The organism is Iodidimonas sp. MBR-22, from assembly GCF_029946565.1.
GTDB classification, from domain to species: domain Bacteria; phylum Pseudomonadota; class Alphaproteobacteria; order Sphingomonadales; family Rhodothalassiaceae; genus Iodidimonas; species Iodidimonas nitroreducens.
On the sequence record NZ_JARKVQ010000001.1, the window covers coordinates 381,497 to 403,067 of the forward strand.

At 56.0% G+C, this 21,571-nt stretch carries 13 protein-coding genes; 7 read left to right on the plus strand and 6 right to left on the minus strand.

The annotated features are described in order from the left end of the window. The first annotated feature begins 70 nt into the window (after window positions 1–70). The 6 genes from ispG (at window position 71) to clpB (ending at window position 8,487) form a co-directional block, all read left to right on the plus strand. The gene (gene ispG, locus QK300_RS01780; RefSeq protein ID WP_281299703.1) at window positions 71–1,204 is read left to right on the plus strand and encodes a flavodoxin-dependent (E)-4-hydroxy-3-methylbut-2-enyl-diphosphate synthase; all 1,134 of its coding nucleotides are present in this window, start codon (window positions 71–73) and stop codon (window positions 1,202–1,204) included. Between the two features lie 89 nt (window positions 1,205–1,293). Next, entirely contained in the window at window positions 1,294–2,604 is a 1,311-nt protein-coding gene (gene hisS / locus QK300_RS01785) for a histidine--tRNA ligase (protein WP_281299702.1), read from the plus strand. Continuing rightward, window positions 2,601–3,680 (plus strand): peptide chain release factor 1, encoded by a 1,080-nt coding sequence (gene prfA, locus QK300_RS01790; protein ID WP_281299701.1) that lies wholly within the window; start codon window positions 2,601–2,603, stop codon window positions 3,678–3,680. The genes hisS and prfA overlap by 4 nt, the downstream gene beginning before the upstream one ends. After that, window positions 3,680–4,657 (plus strand): peptide chain release factor N(5)-glutamine methyltransferase, encoded by a 978-nt coding sequence (gene prmC, locus QK300_RS01795; RefSeq protein WP_281299700.1) that lies wholly within the window; start codon window positions 3,680–3,682, stop codon window positions 4,655–4,657. Before prfA ends, prmC begins: the two co-directional genes overlap by 1 nt. A gap of 117 nt (window positions 4,658–4,774) precedes the next feature. Continuing rightward, the gene (locus QK300_RS01800) at window positions 4,775–5,680 is read left to right on the plus strand and encodes a DUF4167 domain-containing protein (protein ID WP_281299699.1); all 906 of its coding nucleotides are present in this window, start codon (window positions 4,775–4,777) and stop codon (window positions 5,678–5,680) included. Window positions 5,681–5,877: 197 nt separating this feature from the next. Further along, on the plus strand, window positions 5,878–8,487 hold the full coding sequence (clpB, locus tag QK300_RS01805; protein WP_281299698.1) for an ATP-dependent chaperone ClpB: 2,610 nt from the start codon (window positions 5,878–5,880) through the stop codon (window positions 8,485–8,487). A 96-nt stretch (window positions 8,488–8,583) separates the two neighbouring features. On the opposite strand, the gene QK300_RS01810 is transcribed toward clpB, so the two are convergent. Then, window positions 8,584–11,763: a TonB-dependent receptor gene (locus QK300_RS01810; RefSeq protein ID WP_281299697.1), complete on the minus strand. Its 3,180-nt coding sequence runs from the start codon at window positions 11,761–11,763 to the stop codon at window positions 8,584–8,586. Between the two features lie 264 nt (window positions 11,764–12,027). Next, window positions 12,028–12,624: a hypothetical protein gene (locus QK300_RS01815; RefSeq protein ID WP_281299696.1), complete on the minus strand. Its 597-nt coding sequence runs from the start codon at window positions 12,622–12,624 to the stop codon at window positions 12,028–12,030. A 142-nt stretch (window positions 12,625–12,766) separates the two neighbouring features. Between QK300_RS01815 and QK300_RS01820 the strand changes: the two genes are divergently transcribed. Then, the gene (locus QK300_RS01820) at window positions 12,767–14,587 is read left to right on the plus strand and encodes a tetratricopeptide repeat protein (RefSeq protein WP_281299695.1); all 1,821 of its coding nucleotides are present in this window, start codon (window positions 12,767–12,769) and stop codon (window positions 14,585–14,587) included. 91 nt (window positions 14,588–14,678) lie between these two features. Here the strand turns inward: QK300_RS01820 and QK300_RS01825 are convergent, their stop codons facing one another. The 4 genes from QK300_RS01825 to QK300_RS01840 all read right to left on the minus strand — a co-directional run bounded on the left by QK300_RS01825 (window position 14,679) and on the right by QK300_RS01840 (window position 21,118). Further along, a complete protein-coding gene (locus tag QK300_RS01825) occupies window positions 14,679–17,702 on the minus strand; it encodes a TonB-dependent receptor (RefSeq protein ID WP_281299694.1) in 3,024 nt (1,007 codons plus the stop codon). A gap of 170 nt (window positions 17,703–17,872) precedes the next feature. Beyond that, on the minus strand, window positions 17,873–18,937 hold the full coding sequence (locus tag QK300_RS01830) for a methyltransferase domain-containing protein (protein WP_281299693.1): 1,065 nt from the start codon (window positions 18,935–18,937) through the stop codon (window positions 17,873–17,875). Next, window positions 18,934–19,530 carry a hypothetical protein gene (locus QK300_RS01835; RefSeq protein WP_281299692.1) on the minus strand — a complete coding sequence of 199 codons (597 nt, stop codon included), beginning with the start codon at window positions 19,528–19,530 and terminating at the stop codon, window positions 18,934–18,936. Before QK300_RS01835 ends, QK300_RS01830 begins: the two co-directional genes overlap by 4 nt. Before the next feature lie 49 nt (window positions 19,531–19,579). Continuing rightward, on the minus strand, window positions 19,580–21,118 hold the full coding sequence (locus QK300_RS01840) for a peptidoglycan DD-metalloendopeptidase family protein (RefSeq protein ID WP_281299691.1): 1,539 nt from the start codon (window positions 21,116–21,118) through the stop codon (window positions 19,580–19,582). Between the last annotated feature and the right edge of the window lie 453 nt (window positions 21,119–21,571).

Here is a 21,571-nt window from a genome sequence, read left to right on the forward strand (position 1 = left end):
CGCGACTCTTTCAAAGGTCGGGGCCGTGTTCTATTGTGATGTTGTGCTGCCCAGTTGAAAGAGGATAACCATGAGCATCCGCCCCTATCGCGATATTTTTCGCCGTCAAAGCCGACAGATTATGGTGGGCAATGTGCCCGTGGGGGGGGATGCGCCGATCACCGTGCAAACGATGACCAACACCCTCACCCATGATATTTCCGGTACCATCGCGCAAATTCGTCGGGCTGAAGAGGCGGGTGTTGATCTTGTGCGGGTTTCCTGCCCCGATAAAGAATCAACCGCCGCGCTGAAAACTATCGTGCGTGAAGCCAATGTGCCGATCATTGCCGATATTCATTTCCACTATAAGCGTGCGCTGGAAGCCGCCGATGCCGGGGCCGCCTGTTTGCGCATCAATCCGGGCAATATCGGCTCGGCTGATCGGGTGAAGGATGTGGTGCGGGCCGCCAAGGAAAATGGTTGTGCCATACGGATCGGCGTTAATGCCGGCAGTCTTGAGCGGGATCTGCTGGAAAAATATGGCGAGCCCTGCCCCGATGCCATGGTGGAAAGCGCCCTCGATCATATTCGCATTTTAGAAGACAATGATTTCTTCAATACCAAGATTTCCTGCAAGGCATCCGATGTGTTTTTGGCGGTGGCGGCCTATCAGGGGCTGGCGGAAGCCTGCGATTATCCCTTGCATCTGGGCATCACCGAAGCCGGTGGCCTGCGTGATGGCACGGTGAAATCATCGGTGGGTTTGGGGATGCTTTTGTGGTCGGGCATTGGCGATACCATTCGGGTGTCGCTGTCGGCTCAGCCGGAAGAAGAGGTGAAAGTCGGCTTTTCGATCCTTAAATCCCTTGGCCTGCGCCATCGCGGGGTGCGGATCGTTTCCTGCCCTTCCTGCGCGCGGCAGGGTTTTCAGGTGATCAAAACGGTTGAGGTTCTGGAAGAACGCCTGTCGCATATTTCAACGCCTTTGTCCTTGTCGATCATCGGCTGTGTGGTGAATGGCCCGGGCGAGGCACGGGAAACCGATATCGGCCTCACTGGCGGCGGCAATGGCAAGCATATGGTTTATCTGTCTGGGGTGACCGATCATCATATTGCCGATGATCAGATGGTGGATCATATCGTTGATCTGGTGGAACAAAAAGCGGCGGCCATCGAGGCGGAGATCGAAGCGGAAAAAGCCCGCTCGAATGCAGCGGAATAAGGCGCCCTTCTGATCACAAGATGCCATTGCGGGCCTTTTTGAGGGCTCGATAGATTGGTATGGGCGGCATCAACAAGGAATAAGAACCCATGAGCAAGCTGCAACCCGTTCGGGGGACGCGGGATATTTTTGGCGATGATATGCGCCGCTTCAGCCATGTTGTGCGGATTTTTGACCGACTGGCACAGGCTTATGGCTTTGATGAAATCAGCACCCCGATCTTTGAGTTTACCGAAGTATACAAACGCACTTTGGGGGAAACCTCCGATGTCGTGACCAAGGAAATGTACACCTTCGAGGATCGTTCGGGCGATCTGCTCACTTTGCGCCCGGAATATACGGCGGGGATCGCCCGGGCTTATATGTCGGGCGGGATGGCACAGGCGGGGGTGTCGCGGCTGTTTGGCTGGGGCCCGATGTTTCGCCATGAACGGCCGCAAAAGGGCCGTTTCCGGCAATTTCATCAGTTGGATGCCGAAATCATCGGGGCTGCTGAACCTGCCGCCGATGTTGATCTGCTGGCTTTGGCCTGGCAGCTTTTAAGCGATCTGGGCATTTCGGATCGCATTGTTTTGCATCTCAACAGCTTGGGCGATCAGGATAGCCGCCTTGCCTATCGGGCGGCGCTGACGGCTTATTTTGCTGATCATGTGGATGCCCTGTCGGAAGACAGCCGAATGCGTTTGCAGAAAAATCCCATGCGCATTCTCGATTCCAAAGACCCCGGTGATCGGGCCCTGCTTCCCGATGCACCGCAGATTGCCGATTATTTGAATGAGCGGTCGCGCGCTTTTTTTGAAACGGTGTGCGCGGGTGTCAAAAGCCTTGGGATTCCATACATCCATGATCAAAGGCTGGTGCGCGGCCTTGATTATTATTCTCACACGGCTTTTGAATTCGTCACCGATGCCTTGGGGTCCCAAGGCACCGTTTTGGGCGGCGGGCGCTATGATGGTTTGATCGAAATGATGGGCGGGCCGTCCACCCCGGGCGTGGGCTGGGCCGCGGGGATCGAGCGGCTAGCCTTGCTGATCGATGAACCGCCAGCCCCGATGCGGGCAGTGGCGCTGATCCCCATGGGCGATGCGGCGGAAAAGCAGGCGCTGGTGCTGGCCCGCGATCTGCGCGCGGCAGGGGTGCGAACCCTGATGGATTACAAGGGTAATATGAAAAAGCGGCTCAATCGTGCGGCCAAAGCCGATGCCCGTTTGGCCCTGATCATCGGGGATGAAGAAATGGCGCGGGGGGCCGTGGTGGTGCGCGATCTCGATCACAGCACGCAAAAAGATTATCCCCTCACGGCGGTTCATGATCAGGTGCGGATGATGCTGGCCGCCCCCCCCATTGCGGATCTTTCCACTGCGGCCAGCCGCGATGCGATCGATGCGGAGCGGCCATGATCCCGCGCGAAAAGCTGCAGGCGCTGTTTGATCGCCATGCTGAATTGCAGCACAGGATGAACACATCCACCGATCTTCAGGCTGCCGAGATCATGCGGATTTCTAAGGAACTTGCCGATCTCGATCCGGTGGTGGCTGCCACCCGGATGCTGGATGAGGCGCTTGCGGAAAAGGCGGGCCTGCTCGATTTGATGAGCGGCGATGACAGCGATATGCGGGCGCTGGCGCAGGATGAAATGAAAGCCTGCAAGGCTCGGATCGAGGCGTTGGAGCAGGATTTGCAGCGCCTGTTATTGCCGAAAGATGAAGCCGATGATCTGCCCGCCATTCTGGAAATCCGGGCGGGCACGGGGGGTGAGGAAGCCTCGCTTTTTGCGGCTGATCTGGCACGCATGTATCAGCGCTATGCCGAACAGCAGGGCTGGAGATTTGAAATTCTGTCGGCCAGCGCATCCGATGCCGGGGGGGTGAAGGAACTGATTGCCTCGGTGGTGGGGAAAAGTGTTTTTGCCCATCTCAAATTTGAATCCGGCGTCCATCGGGTGCAGCGGGTGCCGGTCACGGAATCCGGCGGGCGCATCCATACCTCGGCGGCCACAGTGGCGGTGCTGCCCGAGCCACAGGATGTGGATATCAAGATCGATGAAAAAGATCTGCGGATCGATATTTTCCGCGCCTCTGGCCCCGGCGGCCAATCGGTCAATACCACCGATAGCGCCGTGCGCATCACCCATCTGCCAAGCGGTGTGGTGGTCAGTCAGCAGGATGAAAAATCCCAGCATAAAAATCGTGAAAAGGCGATGAAGGTGCTGCGCGCCCGGCTTTATGAACATGAGCGCGAAAAGGTGCATCGTGAACGGGCCGATGCCCGCAAGCAGCAGGTGGGATCGGGGGATCGCTCTGAACGCATCCGCACCTATAATTTTCCTCAAGGTCGGGTGACCGATCATCGGATCAATCTCACCCTGCATAAGCTTGATCAGATTCTGGCCGGTCCCGGCTTATCCGAGGTGGTGGATGCCCTTTTATCTTATGATCAGGCGGAGCGTTTGGCGGCGATGGAGCAGATGGCCTGATGCCCGATCACCCAAAGGCTGAGGGTTTGACGGTGGCGGCGCTGCTGCGCGGGGGCCTGGAAAAGCTGATCAGCCAAGGCATCGAGACGGCAAGGCTTGATGCTCAAATTTTACTGGCGCATGCTTTGGGGCGGTCGCGGATGGATCTGGTATTGTACCCGGCCATCGAGCCCGGCATGGCCGAGGTTGATGCTTATCATGCTCTTATTGATCGGCGGATGTGTCATGAACCCATTGCCTATCTTGTGGGGAAGCGGGAATTTCATGGCCATGATTTCAGCCTCAATCACGCAACATTGATCCCCCGTCCTGATAGCGAAACGCTGGTGGATGCGGTGCTCGATCAGGTGCCGGATCGCGACGGGGCCTATCGGATACTGGATTTGGGCACCGGCAGTGGATGTTTGTTGCTTAGCCTGCTTATGGCGTTGCCCAAGGCAAGAGGCTTAGGGCTTGATATCAGTGCGGATGCGCTTTTGATGGCGCGCCGGAATGCGGAAAACCTGGGCTGTGGGTTGCGTGCCGATTTTTTGGAAAGCGATTGGCTGGCGGGGGTGCCGCATGATGGCCGGAGCTATGATATCATCATCAGCAATCCCCCTTATATCCCCCATGGTGATGTGCAAAATCTGATGGCGGATGTGCGTGATCACGAGCCCTTGCGCGCCCTTGATGGCGGGGCGGATGGGCTTGATGTTTATCGGGCTTTGATGGGCCCGGCCTCGCATATTTTGGCGGATGGGGGTCTTTTGGCCTTCGAGGTGGGGGCAGGGCAGGCCGATGCCGTGGCGCAGATGATAGCGTCGCACTGTGGCACAACCCCTCAGATTTACAAGGATTTGGCAGGCTTTGATCGGGTGGTTCTGGCCAGCAAAGCGGGTTTGCCGGTAAAAGAAGCGGACGCGGTTGAAAAAACCTTGGAATATGATTCTGAAACGGTTAGGGTCTGGCTCACAAGGCACGGTGAGAAGCAGTGAACCGCTCCCTCCGGGCCCCCCGATGATAAAAATTGATATCGCAAAGCGGCGGTCTTTTGGCTTTGCTGCGGGGGTGGTGTGCCGTGACCGAAAACAGCAAGTACTGGTAGTTATTCTATGAACAAACCTCAAAGTCCGCGCAGGCCGCGCGGTCGTGGTCCGAAACGCCCGAACAAGGGTGGGGGCGGGGGCCTTCGGAATGATAATCGGGCCCGGGGCAATCCAAAGCAGGCGCTGGATAAATACAAGCTGATGGCCCGTGATGCCTTGCAGTCTGGTGATCGCGTTTTGGCGGAATATTATTTCCAGCATGCCGATCACTATCAGCGTGTGGTGAATGAACGTTTTGGGGTGAGCCCGGTCGTCGATGATGATGAAGATGACGACGACGATGAAGACGATTATGATCTTCAGCAATCACAGCCCCGCAGCCAGCAGCGCTCGCGCAGCCAGCGGGCCGAAGATGCCGCATTGTCTGAACAGGGGAACGCGGATCGATCCGAGCGTTTTGAAAGGCCAGAGCGGCCAGAACGGCCAGAGCGGCCTGAGCGTTCTGAACGTGCGGACCGTTCTGATGATCATCTGACAGAGGATGGGGATGCGGATGGCCGGGATCGCGGTCCGCGCCCGCGCCATAACAATCGGCGTCGTCCGGCTCCACGCCGCAGCGATGCAGAAGCCCCTCGCAGGGACCAGCGAGATCAGCGAGATCAGGGGGATCAGGCGCGTCCTGATTTTTATGATCGCACAGAAGAGCCGCCAAAATCCGCACCGCAAGGTGAATTGCCCATAGCAGCCGAGCGTTCGGCGGCGGATGATGCTCCGGTTGCGGAAAAGCCTGCACCGCGTCCGCGCAGAAAGGCCCCGGCGGCAAAGCCAAAGGCCGATGCAGGGGCTGAAGGTGAAAAGGCCCCGGCCAGTGAAAAGCCATCAGCCGACCTAGCGGATGCAGAGAAGCCAAAGCCCCGCCGTCGGCGCAAGACGGTGGCAGATAGGGAAGAAGCCCCGGCGATTTCTGATTGATCGTCGGGTCTGATTGAAGGCGGGGTGATGAAGATTGCTTAAATAAACCTTGAGCGGCGCTGGTTTCTCCCCATATCGAGGAGAGACGAGAGCGAGCCGGGCGGATATTCCGTGCCAAAAAAAGCTTTGCTCTTTGATGATGATCACAGCGCAGTGCTGCCAATGTTGGGGCCTGCCACAACATGGGATAAGGATCCATGGATATCGAGCATTATACTGATCGGTCCAGAGGCTTCATTCAATCGGCTCAAGGACTGGCTATCCGCTCCAATCATCAGAAATTCACTCCCGAACATCTGCTGAAGGTTTTGCTGGATGACAAGGAGGGCCTTGCCGCCAATCTGATCCGGGCTGCCGGAGGGCGGCCTGAGCAGGCACTGGAGGCAACCGAAGCCGCCCTCGCCAAAATCCCCAAGGTGGAAGGATCGGGCGCGGGGCAGATTTATCTGGACCCGGCTTTGGCCCGGATTTTTGAAAGTGCGGAAAAGCTGGCCGAGAAATCGGGTGATCGTTTTGTGACAGCGGAACGCTTGCTGCTATCCATGGCCACCGAAACGAAATCCACCTGCGGGCGGATTCTGGCCGATGCCGGGCTGACCGCGCAGGCGCTGAATGCCGCCATCAATGAGGTGCGCAAGGGCCGCACCGCCGATAGCGCCGGGGCGGAAAACAGTTTCGAGGCGCTGAAACGCTATACCCGCGATCTGACCGAAGCCGCACGGGATGGTAAGCTGGACCCGGTGATTGGCCGGGATGAGGAAATCCGCCGTACCATTCAGGTGCTTTCACGGCGCACCAAAAATAATCCGGTGCTGATCGGTGAGCCGGGCGTTGGGAAAACCGCCATCGTTGAAGGCCTGGCCCTGCGCGTGGCCAATGGCGATGTGCCCGAATCCTTGCGTGATCGGCGGATCATGTCATTGGATATGGGATCCCTGATTGCCGGGGCGAAATATCGCGGTGAATTTGAAGAGCGGCTGAAGGGTGTTTTGGATGAGGTGACGGGTGGCGCTGGGGATGTGATATTGTTCATCGATGAAATGCATACCCTTGTGGGCGCGGGCAAAAGCGATGGGGCCATGGATGCCTCCAATCTTTTGAAACCGGCTTTGGCCCGGGGTGAATTGCACTGCATCGGGGCCACTACGCTTAATGAATATCGCAAATATGTTGAGAAGGATTCCGCGCTGGAGCGCCGGTTTCAGCCTGTTTTTGTGGGCGAACCCACGGTTGAGGATACCGTTTCCATTTTGCGCGGGCTGAAGGAAAAATACGAGCTGCATCATGGGGTGCGGATCACCGATGGGGCGATTGTGGCGGCGGCCACTTTATCGAACCGCTATATCACTGATCGGTTTTTGCCCGATAAAGCGATTGATCTGATGGATGAAGCCTCGGCCCGGCTGAAGATGGAGGTGGAAAGCAAGCCCGAGGAGATCGAGGCGCTGGACCGCCGGATCATTCAGCTCAAGATCGAGCGTGAAGCCCTGAAAAAAGAGAAGGATGAGGCATCGCGGGATCGGCTGAAAAATCTGGAAAAGGAACTGGCCGATCTATCGCAATCGAGCGCGGAATTAACGGTACGCTGGCAATCCGAGAAGGAAAAGCTGACCGGCTCGCAAAAGCTGAAGGAACAGCTTGATCAGGCGCGGCTGGAATTGGAACAGGCGCAAAGGCGCGGCGATCTGGGCCGAGCGGGGGAATTGTCTTATGGCATTATTCCCGATCTGGAAAAGCGCATTACCAAAGCCGAGCAAAGCGCCGATGGCAGCCCCGAAGGTTTGCTGCGTGAGGAAGTGACGGCGGATGACATTGCCGGGATCGTTTCGCGCTGGACCGGGATTCCCATGGAAAAAATGCTGGAAGGCGAGCGCGACAAGCTTTTGCGCATGGAAGAAGGGCTGGGCCGCCGCGTGGTGGGGCAGGAAGAAGCCATCACCGCGGTTTCCAATACCGTGCGCCGGGCGCGGGCGGGTTTGCAGGATCCGAACCGGCCTTTGGGATCGTTCCTGTTTTTAGGGCCGACCGGGGTTGGCAAAACCGAACTGACCAAATCTTTGGCGCATTTTCTGTTTGATGATGAACAGGCGATGGTGCGGATCGATATGTCAGAATTTATGGAAAAACATGCGGTTTCCCGGTTGATCGGGGCACCGCCGGGCTATGTGGGCTATGAAGAAGGCGGGGTTTTGACCGAAGCCGTGCGCCGCCGCCCTTATCAGGTGATTTTGTTTGATGAGGTGGAAAAAGCCCATCCGGATGTTTTCAATGTGCTGTTGCAGGTGCTTGATGATGGGCGGCTCACCGATGGGCAGGGCCGCACGGTGGATTTCAGCAATACGCTGATCATTCTCACCTCCAATCTGGGAAGCGGGGCGATTGCCGCCTTGCCCGATGGGGCCGATGTGGAAGAAGCCCGCGATCAGGTGATGGAGACCGTGCGCGGGGCTTTCCGTCCGGAATTTCTCAACCGGCTGGATGATGTGATTCTGTTTCATCGGCTCGCCCGCAGTCAGATGGCCGGGATCGTGGATATTCAAATGCAGCGGGTGCAAAAGCTGCTGGATGATCGCAAGATCAGGCTGGAACTGGATGATGCGGCGCGCAATTGGCTGGCAGAGGCGGGCTATGATCCCGTTTATGGGGCGCGGCCCCTAAAGCGCACGATCCAAAGGCAGGTGCAAAATCCGCTGGCCGAAATGATCCTGCGTGGCGAGGTGAAGGATGGCCAGATAGTGAAGGTGGGCGTGGGGGATGGCGGGCAATTGGCGCTTTCCTTGAGAAACCCGCAGGAAAAAGCTGCCTGAAAACGCCTCAGCCCGAAACCGGATTGAGACACATATCAAAAAAACAGCCCGCCCCCCATCAGGGAGCGGGCCTTTTTTGTTCAATCCTCGAAAGGATTAGAAGCGGGCGGAGAATGAGAAGGTAATGAACCGGCCAAGCAGTTCTTCAAAACCAAAAGCACCATCGGCCTGTTCAATCGCGGTAACATTGCGATCCAGAATATTATCAACGGTGACCTGAGCCGTATAATTTTCAAGGAAATTATAGGACAGGGTCACATTATTGATGAAGCGTGAACCGGTTTTGCTGACGAAGCGACCGGATTCATCCTGGAAGAAATTGTCACCTTGCGGATCGAGCAAAGTGGCATCCTGATAGGCAACACGCCAGAAAGCCTGGAATGGGCCATAGTTGTATGTGGTGTCGAACGTTGCCGACCATTTGGGATTGTTAAAGCCACCGATCACCTCGACAGGCTCTTCCCCGACGACCGAGAAGTCATTTTGATATCTGCGAATACCATTGACCCGGAATCGGAGATTACCTTTATCGCCGCTGCCCCAGCTTTCGGAAATCATCCCCAAAGCTTCGGCAACATCGAAGCGGTAATTGGCATCAAAGACGACAGCCTGAAACTCGGAGGTTGCCGCATTATTGAAGCCTGAGCGGAAGTCGATAATCTGACCATCAGGAGCACGTTCGAACTGATCGCAGGTTCCGACATTCGGGAAATCGGCTGAGTCAAAGCAGGACTGCAGGATTTGGGTCAGCGTAAGGGACGCGATGCGATCATCAATCGAAATGTTCACATAATCCAGAGTCAGCGAGAAACCGGGCACCCAGCGCGGCGTGATGATCGCACCAAGTGTCCAGGATTCAGCCACTTCGTTTTGCAGATTGGGGTTCCCAGCATTGATGCCCTGACGAGACGCATTGACGATATCAGATGTGAAATCCTGTGATAAGCCAACGGCTTCACAATTTCTTCTGCGAATGTCGGGGCTTGGCCCTTCATTCACAAAGCGTGAGTCACAGGGATCATTGGCAAAAGAGAAGCTCAGGGTATCAGGGGTCAGCAATTCGGTCAGCGAAGGCGCCCGAATAGCTTGGGTGAAGTTGCCCCGAACTGTCAGATCTTCGGTGAAACCAAGCTGCCCGCCGAATGTATAGGTGGTATCCGTTCCGGCAATGGAATTATCCACCACGCGCGCGGCCCCTTCAAAGGAGAAATTTTGAAGGAAGGGGATGTTCATATCGGGAGAGATGATCGGAATGAACCCTTCAAGGAAGATTTCATTGGTGGTGAAGGTTCCTTGCGTCCGGTTTGATGGTGAGGCGCGGTTCAGATTGCTGGCGGCCAAAAATCCGGGATTGAAATCGGCTGATTCCTGACGATTTTCATAACCGAAGTTAAAGCCTGCCCAACCACCGGGCAGTTCGATCAAATCGCCCGAGAGGTTGACGTTGAAAATGCGCTGTTTAATATCGGAGCTGGTGACGTTGTTTCCGGTAACGAAGGCAACAGCTTCTGGCGACATTTGACCGGCACCAAAGAGATTGGAGGGAGCGCAACCTTCAATGCCCGGTAGGTCGGTATCGACGAGCCCATTCCCGGAAATGGGAGGATCGATATCACCGCGGGCAAATTCAAGAACATTGCGACAGATGATGTCACCCACACCTGCGGATGGGGTACCTGACAAGGCTTCAAGGGCCGCGATGGCACCGGCTCGATCAGTGGCCGCCCCTGCGTCGATCAAAGATTGCAAATCAGATTCCGTCACCTGAATCGCATCAAGCGAATTGACGAAATTCTGGTCGATGATGCTGGTGCTTCGGGTATCGATATCGGATTCACCAAAAACGGATGAGGCATCCCAGTTGAACTTGCGCTCACCAAGGTTAAAATCACCCTTGAAGCCAGCAACCACGCGCCACAAAGAGCTTTCCAGATAATTCCGACCGCCATCAAGGAAATCGAAATTGAAGCGGCTGACATAAAATTCATCCGCACCCACGCGATTCAATTCGCCTCGCGCCTGCGCATTGAGGAAGGGATGATCGCTATTGAAGCGAAGAGCCCCGGAATCGCCAGAAAAGGCGAAGGTTTGGAAGCCGGCCTGATTGCCCAATTCAACAGAATTCGTATTGGCAAACAGCATTTCGGAATATGCCGTGATATTATCGGTCAGCTTATAGCTGGCGATGGAAGAACCGACGATACGATCAAGAGGGGACTGGATCTGATCGGTGAGATCAAACAGATCCACACCATCGCCACCGGCAGCAAAGAAGACCGAGCCCGGAGGCCGTGTGCCCGGAGTAAAGGGCACAATATTGCCGGTGCCATTCTCAAATTGGAGGAATTCGCCGCCAAAAGCCCCAAGACCAAGGGTGGGGACGACGGTCGGCCCAGGGGAAACGATCCCGCCCAGTGTTACGATCTGGACCATCTGATCGCGGAAGATGGTGTTGACATCGTCAAGCTGACCGTCCCCATCGGCATCGGCAAAATTGGCCTGTTCCCCAAAGAAGGCTTCATTATCGGAGAAGAATTTGCGCGTACCGCCGGCAATGCCGTCTTGACGGTTGAATTCGATGCTGGTCACCACATTCCCGCGACCATCAGCAAAATTGCCGCCCCAAACGCCTTGCACCTGCCAGGTTTCGCCATCACCCTTATCGGTGGTGAGGCCATATTGGCCGCTGAGGCTGAAGCCTTCATAATCATCTTTCAAGATCACGTTTACCGTGCCCGCAATGGCGTCAGAGCCATAAATGGGTGCACCGCGAACCGGAATGGTTTCAATCCGCTCGACCATGGCGATGGGAATGACGTTGAAATCGACCTGAAGGCCACCGGCTGCACCAAACACGGAGGGAACATTGGATGAAACGAAGCGGCGTCCGTTCACCAGTGTCAAGGTCCGTTGCGAGCCAAGGCCAAAGAAGTTGACGAAATTCTGCCCGACCGCAAAACCATTCTGGGCACCTGCGGGGCTGGCACCCGGGGCACCAAAGGCAGGCAGTTCGTTCAAGGCATCAGCGATATTGGTGAAAGAACGGTTTTGCAGATCAGCGGCATCGAGCGAGATGATGGGAGAAACGGCGGTCAGATCGGGTCGCCGGATACGCGAGCCGGTGACCACGATTTCTTCAACTTCGAGAGCGCTTTCATCTTCCTCGGTGGCTGATTCCTGCGACCAGACGGCGCTTGTCGTCATCGCCAGAATACCGATGGACGAAGCGGCGAGCAGACTTAAACGTCTGCCCTTTTTCAAATCTTGCGGGTGCATTCTATCCCTCCTGAACTCTATTATTGTTACTGATAGTCCCGCGCTGGCGTGAAATTTTATTTCATTTTTTTATCTGTACGTCATGAAGCGCAGCTTTTTTTGATGCCGCAATTCGATTGGAAAAAAGCCACGCTTTGCCACAGTTGTAAACCTGCAGAAAATGCCATTCTTGAATATAGTTTTTTCTGTGACAATTTAGTCACAATTGAAAAGATCAAAACTTTGGCGGATCAAAAGGGTGAAAGCGTTGGAAAACTGGACCGATCAGTCTGATATTGGTCTGATTTCAATCAGCTTTTCATAGCTGGATAGCTTCATCCGCCATTGGCCGAGGAAATTTTTGGTTAAAAGGATTGTCTGGCCCTTCGCGTTGATATCATCAGGAATTCTGCCGCCCGCGCTCTCAAAAACAAAGCCTTCGCTGATGCGGATTTTAAAATCACCAGCTCTGTTCTGGGCAAAATCCATGATTTTGGTCTCAAGGGGCAGGGTGAGGTCTTCGGCGGTGGCCAGCTTGGTCACAAATGACCCACGGGTTGTTTTCCCCTGATCATCGGCACCTAGGTTTTCCTCCCCAACCCGCCCTTGGGGCACGGCGCGGGGGCTGGTGATCTGGCGCGGCCTGTCGCGTTCAGCCTCGGCGATGGCTTCGGGTGTTGCCTCGATCAGGCCATAGCGGATTTTGTATTTCTTGAGCAGGCTATCATAGCAGCCAAGGCGTTCGGCAGGGATGATCAGGGGGTCGCAGGATAGAAAATCCGACAGCACGCTTTGCGCCGTATCCGTGCTGTTTTGTGCCGTGGCGGGGAAAATGGGCACTGTGCAGCACAGCAGGCTGATCGCAATGATGGGGCGGCGCATAGGGGATCTCACTTTTTTCTGTTGCCTTTAGGAACTATCGATAGCGCCCGGGCGCGCGGCTGTAAATGATGCGCATTGACAGTTTGGGGGGACTCTGTGCTTTTCTGATGATCGACAGACCGATCCAATGGTGGACTTGCCCATGACGGCTTCACACACGGCGTTTTCCCAAAGCCTGCAAACCGCCCTTTCCATGGCACAATCGGGCCGCTTGGGCGAGGCGGAGGCGCTTTTATCACGGCTTTTGGAGCAATGGCCCGATCAGCCCGATGCTTTGCAATTGATGGGTTTGGTGAAGCGCGGGCAGGGGGATCAGATTGCGGCCATAGAGTTTTTTCAGCGCTCTTTGGCCATGAACCCCGCGCAGCCCCATGTGTTGAATAATCTGGGCAATGCGCTTTTGGCATCTGCCCGCCGGGATGAGGCCGTGGCGGCTTATCGGCGGGCCATTGCCCTTAATGCGGATTATGCCGATGCCCGGCTTAATCTGGGGCGGCTTTTGCTTGATGACGGGCATCTTGATGAGGCGAGGCATGTGCTGGAGCAGGCGACAAAACTTGCGCCGGGCAGCGTGAAGATATGGTCTGCCTATGGCCGGGCCTTGCGGGCCTTGGCGGATTATGAACAGGCGGTGGCGGCATTTGAACAGGCTTTGCGGATCAAGCCCGATCATGTGCCCGCGCTCCATAATCTGGCGGTGACACATTTTGTGGCCGGGCGGGCGGAACAATCCCTTCACCTGCTCGATCAATGTTTGGCGCGGCAGCCTGATCTGGCTCTGGCTCATTATAATCGGGGCCATGCCCTTTATGAATTGGGGCGAACCGATGAAGCCATCCAAAGCTATGAGCTGTGCATTGCCCTCGCCCCCGATTATCGCGAAGGCCATGATACCCTGAACAAGCTTTTCTGGCAGCATGGGATGGGCGATCATTATCTGAAAAGCTATCAGACGGCGCTGCAAAAAGTGCCGCAGGCTTTGGATTTATGGATTGATTGGGCTGATAAGCTGATTTTGGCCGAGCAGTGCGGCGAGGCCGTGGCGGCGGTGGCGGGGGCTTTGGATCAGGGCCATGATGATGCCCGGCTTTCCCATGTTCTGGGGCGGGCCCTGATGGGCATGGGGCAATATGGTAAAGCGCAAACCGCCCTCATTGATGCCACGGATCGGCCTGATGCACCTTTGGCCGCCGTCCTTGATCTCTCGCGCTGTTGTCTTTTGGCGAAATCCTACAGGGAAGCAGAGCAAGCCGCTGAAAAAGCCCTGCGCCGGGCCCCTTTGGATCAGGAAGCGCTGGCTTGGCGCGCCCTTTCCTGGCGGTTTCTGGGGGATGCGCGAGAGCCTGATCTCAATGATTATGAGCGGTTTATCGGTGTGTTCGATCTGCCCGCACCGCCCGGATATGCGAGCATTGAAGCTTTTAATGAAAGGCTGGCGGCCTGTTTGCGGGATTTGCATAAAGCTCATCAGCACCCTATGGAGCAAACCCTGCGCGGCGGATCGCAAACCATGGGCAGCCTGTTTTCCCGCGATTATCCAGAAATCCAGCAGGCCCGCGCCTTGTTCGAGGCGGCGATCAAGGATTATATCAAAGCCCTGCCTGATGATCCGGCGCATGTGTTTTTAAATCGCAAATCCCGGGATTTCAGCTTTTCGGGGTCCTGGTCGGTGCGCCTTCATCGCCATGGCTTTCATGTGAACCATGTGCATGCCAAGGGCTGGATCAGTTCGTGTTATTATGTGGAACTGCCGCCCTCCACCCATCAGGGCGATGGCCAGCAGGGCTGGATCAAATTTGGCGAATCAAGCCTTGGCCTGGGCGGGGAGGATGCCATCCAGCGGGTGATCCAGCCAAAGCCCGGCCGTTTGGTGCTTTTCCCATCCTATGTTTATCACGGCACCATTCCTTTCGATGATGAGGCCGAACGGCTGACCATTGCTTTTGATGTGGTGCCGGATTGATCCTTGTCAAAAAGCCGGATCACTTGAAGATGAAACAGAAAAAGGCGGGGAATGATCCCCGCCTTTTCCATATCTATCGGGTGGCTCGGTCTTAGAAGCGAACCGTGGCACCCATGAAGAAGCGCGTGCCCAGCACGTCGAAAGTGCCCGGGAAGGTATTGGCCTGCTCGGCGGAATCGCCCACCAAAGGAGGCTTGTTATCGAAGATATTATCGACACCGCCATAGATCTGCAGATTTTGCATCACATCATAAGTGGATGACAGATCGAAATAATGCTGGCTTGCCAGTTTTGGTGCCGCAAGATCCTCAGCACTGGCGTTCGGATTGAGCAATTGATCATCCCGGGTGCTATCAATCCAGCGCCAACGCATGCTGACATTGAGAGGACCGGTCCGATAGGTCACACGGCTGGTGGTCTTGAATTCCGGCAAAGGCTCACCGCAGGTATTGCCGAAGGTGCCGGCACAGCGATCGATGCGATCAGGAATAGTGGCCACCGGGGTCACATCGAAGCTGTTCAGCCAGGTTCCGGCGAAAGCAAAATCAAGGCTGCTGGTTTCGCTCAAAAGCCCACGGCCCAGATCCATTGAATAGGCGATCTGAACATCGATCCCATCGGTTTCGATCTTCCCGATATTGGCATTCAGAACTTCAACGAAATTAGGTTCCTGAATGACCCCATCGGGGCCACGATTAACAGCCTGACAGAGCGGATCATTGATATTCTGAGACACATTGAAGCACAGATCGAGCAGATTGTTCAATGAACCACCCAGCACGCTGATGGCATCATCAATCTCGATATTATAGTAATCGATCGTGATGCTAAGGCCCGGAATGGCCCGCGGCGTGATCACCGCACCTATAGTGAAGGTATCTGATTCTTCTTCCCTTAGATCAGGATTGCCGCCAAAAAGACCCTGGATCTGCGAATTGGGCTGAATGGCCCCAAAAACGCTGCCAGCCGGAACACCGCTGGCAACGCAGATGTCGCGAAGGGCCTGAGTGCGCTCACCGGTAAAGCGGCTGGAGCAGGGATCGATCGCACCGGGGAAGCCCTGAGCCTGACCACCGAACAGTTCCTGCACATTCGGGGCCCGAACGGCACGCTGGAACTGACCACGGAACATCACATCATCAGTAACGCGCCAGTCCACGCCACCCGCATAGGTCCACACACCGCCCACATTATCCAGATCATAATCGGAATAACGGAAGGCGCCGTTCAACTCCACGCGTTTAGCGAAGGGCAGATCGGCAACAACAGGAACGCGAACTTCGCCAAACAGTTCCCACACATCATAGCCACCCTGCGTGGGCTGACCGGCATTGAAGCCGACCACATCACCCGAAGAAAGGGCAAAATCGGGGCTGAAGCGCGCCGAGACCGAGCGCCATTCAAAGCCGAAGGCGGCCCCCATGGTGCCGGCAGGCAGATCGATGATATCACCGGAAATCACACCCGATGCCACCTGAAGCTGGGATTCTTCAACATTGGTTGCATTGATGCGGACGAAACCAGCCGCTTCAGGGGTGATATTGGGTCCGAAGATATTGATGGGAACGCATCCGCTCGATGGATCCGCGCAGGCTGTGCCATCTTCATTGGTGAGCAGGGCCTGTTGGAAACGGCTGCGGGAGACATTGCCGAACTGACGCTGGGTATTCAGTGTTCTGGAGAACATGTAATAGGCATCATAGCTCATGTTCTTGAACATGGTGTCGCTGAAATCACCGAGATCGCCGCGCACACCGGTGACCACCCGCCAGCTGTTGCGTTCATCAAGATTCTGGCGCGGGCCCACTTCTTCCAAACGGCGGCCGATGCCCAATGTGGTTTGCCCATCACCGGCGGTGCCGGCAAGGGTGAGGGTGCCGGGATTGATCAGAGCGCCGGTAACATCATCGCGCACAGTGCCGGTGATGGTGCCTTCTGCCAGATCATTTTGGCGCAAAACTTCCTGCATGGCAGGAGACAGGAAGGGATTGTTCACATTGAACAGGAAGTTGCCGGTAATAGGCGTGGGGGCAAGCTCGGAATCCACCCGGTTATTGGCAAAGGTGCCTTCGGCATAAGCTTCGATCTTATCATTGATATCAAAGCTGGCCATGGTGCCGATCAACCAGCGTTCCTGAGGAAGCTGAAGGAAGTTATCAGGCGCATAGTTGAACAGATCGCCCGGATTGTTGAACGGGGTGGCATTGCGGCCACTATTATCGGGCAGGAAACCCAATCCGCCGAGGCTGCCAAGGTTGGCATTATTGAGGGCTGTGATGAGCCCGGGGCGCAGAGCCTGATTGACATCGCCCGCATTGGGGCCGGTGAAGCGACCATTGGGAACGGACGCCGAACCGCCGGGCACCAGCGCCGGATTGCCATTGGCATCTTCATCATCAATCAATGCATTGGTCGAGAAATTGCGGGCATCCTGGAATACCGGATCGCGATCGAAATAGTTCATGAACAGCACGACATTGCCGCGACCATCGGCGAAATTGCCGCCCATGGTGAGATCGATATTGGCGCGATCCGCATCGCCACGGCTGGTGATATCATATTGACCGCTGAGTTCGATGCCCTGGAAATTTTGCTTCAATTTGAAGTTCACAACCCCGGCAACGGCATCGGAGCCATAAACGGCGGACGCGCCACCGGTCACCACTTCGGTGCTTTCAATCAACGCCGATGGAATGGTGTTCACATCGGTGATCTGATTGGCATCAAAGAACATATAGCGGCGGTTGTTCACCAAAATCATGGTGCGGGTGGTGCCCAAACCACGGAGATCGAGGGTTGCCGCGCCATTTCCGGGGTTATTGGAAAAGGCGGTGGTCGCAGGAATGAGCTGGGGCATGGTATTGAGCAGCTGCTCGACGTTCACCGTGCCGGAAATCCTGAATTCTTCGGCGCTGACCACAGCAACCGGGCTGGAACTGGTGAGATCGGTGCGGGCAATACGCGAGCCGGTAACCACGATCTGTTCGATTTCGGCCACATCAGAATTTTGCTGGGTTTGAGCCAGCGCAGAAACCGAGAGCAGGCTGCCAGCGAGAGCAGTGGCTGCACTGCCGAGCAGGAGGGCTCTGCGCTTCATGGGTCCGTTACGAGACATAGGCGCTTCCTTTTGATTTTACGGTCCGTAGAGAAAAAATGCGAATGCATCTTATGCGATGCGTAAGATCACCTAAACGCGGTTGCCTGTACAGGCCTGTAGGGTGAAATTCGGGGGCTCTTCATCATTCTTTCATAAAGCTGTTGCTATGATGCAACAAATACCCCGCTTTATGAGCGGTTTCCCGTTAGCCACCAGCCCAGCTTGATTTGCTGAGTGCCGAAAATGGCCGGTGAGATGGCGACTCTTTCCCCCTCCCCCTGTCTGCGCCTTCCATGTCTGCGCCTTCCATGTCTGGCAAACAGATCGCGGAGCGCCCGGCCCTGGTCTTCATCATGGGCTGCGGCGAGCAGGGCCGACAAGCGCTGATGACGAGCGGCGCGCTTCAGATCGATTTCATCGATCAGCGCTTTTATGGCGGCATCGTCCAGCCTGTGCCTTTGCTCGAAAAGCCAGCCTGCGCTTTCCATGAAGGCCTTGAAAATATCGCCCGCCCCCAAAGCGGTTCCATCCCGCACCAGCCGGGCGACGGCGATGGACAGGCTTTGGCTGGCTTCCCGGGCTTTGGCTTTCAGCGCATGGCTATCATGGGCATTCAATGTGCCGGATGTGCGGAGATGCTGTACGCGCTGCTCCATATTTCTGATCGCTGGGATTTGTTCGCGCATCAAGGCGATCAAGCCGCTGTCTTCGATCATCTGCAATTGCGTCATCTGCTGGCGGCTATGGGCCATCAGCGCACTATCGCTGGCATGGATCAGAAAGCGGAAAGCGCCGCCGGGGGCCAAGACCCGCAAAATTTCGGGAACGGCTTCATCAATGGGCGCATATTCAAGGGCATATTGGCCGCTGATGGCGGTGAAGGTGCCATCATCAAAGGGCAGCTTTTGCATCAGGGTGCGGGGGTGAAAGCGCACGCTTTGCAGGGCCTCACCCCCAGTTTTTACATATTGAACAGGGTCGATATCGGCGGCATCGACGGCATCAATCGTGAAATCTGCCTTTCGCTCGCGGGCCGATTGCACCGCCAGTGCCGCCAGCGCCCCATTGCCGGTGCCTACATCCAGAAGGCGGGTTTTGGCAGGCAGGCTGGCAAACCACGCCATCCATGCCGCATCAAGCGCCGCCGCTGCATCGCCGCTGCCTGCGCTGTTTTGGGGAACACAGGATTGCAGCCGGTCAGCCTTCCAATAAAGATCCCAGGCCCAGCTTTGATGGTGCGAATTGCTGATCATTGCAGCCGTTTCACACGAAAGCTGCGGCCATCGATGGTCATGATGAAATTGCTCATCACGCCTTTTTCGATATCGGCTTTGAGGCCACCCTTGATCCTTGATAAACGCTCGGTATCCACCTGTTGCCAGATCTGGCCATTTTCCATGCGGATGATCCATTGCCCACGCAGGGACTTTTCGGCACTCTCCACCGTCATGCTGCGCGCTTCATCGGATTGGCCCGGTTCCGGGCGCGGGGCAAACCCAAAGCGATCTTCCTGCACGCTGCCGTTGCTTTGGCTGTTATCGCTCGGTCGTTCGGCTTTGGTGCTCTCTTTGCTGCTTTGGGCATTATCTCTGGCCTGCGGCGCCTGTTGGTCGAGAGTCTCAGTCCGATCCGCCATCTCGGTGCCGGATGCATCAAGCTCGATGCGATCAAAACAGGCAAGCCTTGCTGTATCCTGTGCGATCTGCCGACAGGCCTGCATCTGCCCCGACAGACTTTTTGGAGGCTCGGGATTTTGCGCTTGCGCCAAATTCGGCATGAGCAGGGCCAGCAGCAAAGCAGCAGCGGCGATCATCTGCCGCCGGGGTCGGTTGAACGTGATAGGCATGCCGGTTCCGTTTCAACTTGAATATAAAGAAAGGCCTTTGTGCCTCCGATCAATCGGCTTTTGCCAGCAAAATCGCCTGCGCCCTTGAAAGGGCCAAACGATCCGCATCGGTTTGCTGCCGGGCCTCGATAAAGTCATCAAGGGCATCGGCGGTCAAAACCCGTCCGGATGGCAGCTTCAGGGTCAGAGGATCTACACGCTCTTCACCCATATAAACTTCATAATGCAGATGCGCCCCGGTGACCCGGCCTGTGGCCCCCACATAGCCAATGATCTGGCCCTGTTTCACCCGCACACCCTGCTTGATGCCCCGGCCATATTTGCTGAGATGGGCATAAGCGGTTTTATAGGTGCCATTATGCCGGATACGCACATAATTCCCATAAGAGCCATAGCGGCTTGCGCGCTCGATGATCCCATCGCCGGCGGCAAAAACCGGCGTGCCGGTGGGGGCCCCAAAATCAACCCCCTGATGCGAGCGTACATAGCCCAGAACGGGATGCTTGCGTTTACCGAATCGCGAGGTCAGCCGCGCTCCGTCCAGAGGGGTTTTCATCAATGCCTTGCGGACGCTTTTGCCGTTTTCGTCGAAATAATCCCAATCGCCGCTATCAGCCGGGGTATGGCGGTAAAGGGGCAGATCACGCCCCCGCAGATTAAGCCGGGCATACAGAATGGCCCCATCTTTGATGGCCCCATCATCCTGTGCCATGGTGCGCTGATAAAGAATCTCGAATCGGTCGCCCGTCCGGATTTCCCGCTGGAAATCGACATCAAAACTGTAAAGCCGAATGAGTTCCACGATAATCTCGGCTGGCACACCGGCCGCCCGCGCCGAAAGATAAAGGCTGTCATCAATGGTGCCGCTGCCATAGGCCAGCAAGGGGGTCACCTCAAGCGCTTCATTGCGCGCTTCATAGCGGCCATCGGCAAGGCGGTCTGCGATGATCAGGCGATCATAGCTGGCACGCAGGGCAAGTGTGTTCAGGCTCAAGGTCTTCCCATCTGCCTCTAATGTGGCATCGATGATCTGGCCAATCGCCAGACGCCGCATATCATAATGCTTGGAAAGAGCCGTGATCGCTGCATGGGCCTGTGTTCGGTCAATGCCTGCGCGCATCAGCGCTTCGGTCATGGTGTCGCCCCGGCCGATGGTGATGGTGCGGATAAAGGGCGCTTTCGATTGATCAGCAGTTTCGCTCTCTATATGCCCTGCCATGATTGGGAAATATTGCGGGGTGGGGGCGGCGGCCCATGGCCCCAGGCTTTCGGTTCTATCGGCTAAATCCATAGAATCGGCCGCTGTTTCAGCAGCATCCGCTAAAGCAGTCGCCTGATCAAAGCGCGTGCCCGCCGATGACAACCCAATGCCAAGGGCCAGAGCAAGCCCGGCCATCAATGTGGTAAGCCCGGCCCACCATGCGCGCTCGCCCTTGTTCCGCGACAAATCAATCACCAGCGGCCAGGGTGCAGAGGCTGAAGCAGACGAACGCCGCCCCAGCCAGCAGTTTCGCGGGCCATGACTCTTATGCATTTTGGCATGATTTCCGTCCTGATCATGGGGGCTATTCGATGCGTTATCCGTCACAGCAATCTCCTGAGCCTTCATGGGGAAGACTCTACGATGAATAAGGTTAAAATAACCATGTCTTGTTGGGATGCGTCTGTCAATCGGCGGAATTCTGCGGATTCATGATGAAATATGACCGCACATCCCCCAAACTGTAAAAAAAATGACGCATCGGTAAAAAAGCCGCTTGACCCCAGCGGCTCAAGGGCATAGAAACCCCCTCGTCGGCGGCAAACGTCGGCACCGGCACTTAAGCTTCTGGCTTGACTCGTTCATTCGAGACGCTTATATGACGGTCTTGCGCATGTTCACATTGGTGAGCACGCCAAAATTTTGCCTTACAACCCGAAAAGGTTTTTGCGAATGCTTCGGCAGTCGTGGGGGTAGAATTCGCTCTTTGACAGTGTTGATGAGAGAAGGGAGATGCGGTCGGTGGTTTCGTTTGGACCACTTGACAGGCATCTTTGTGAC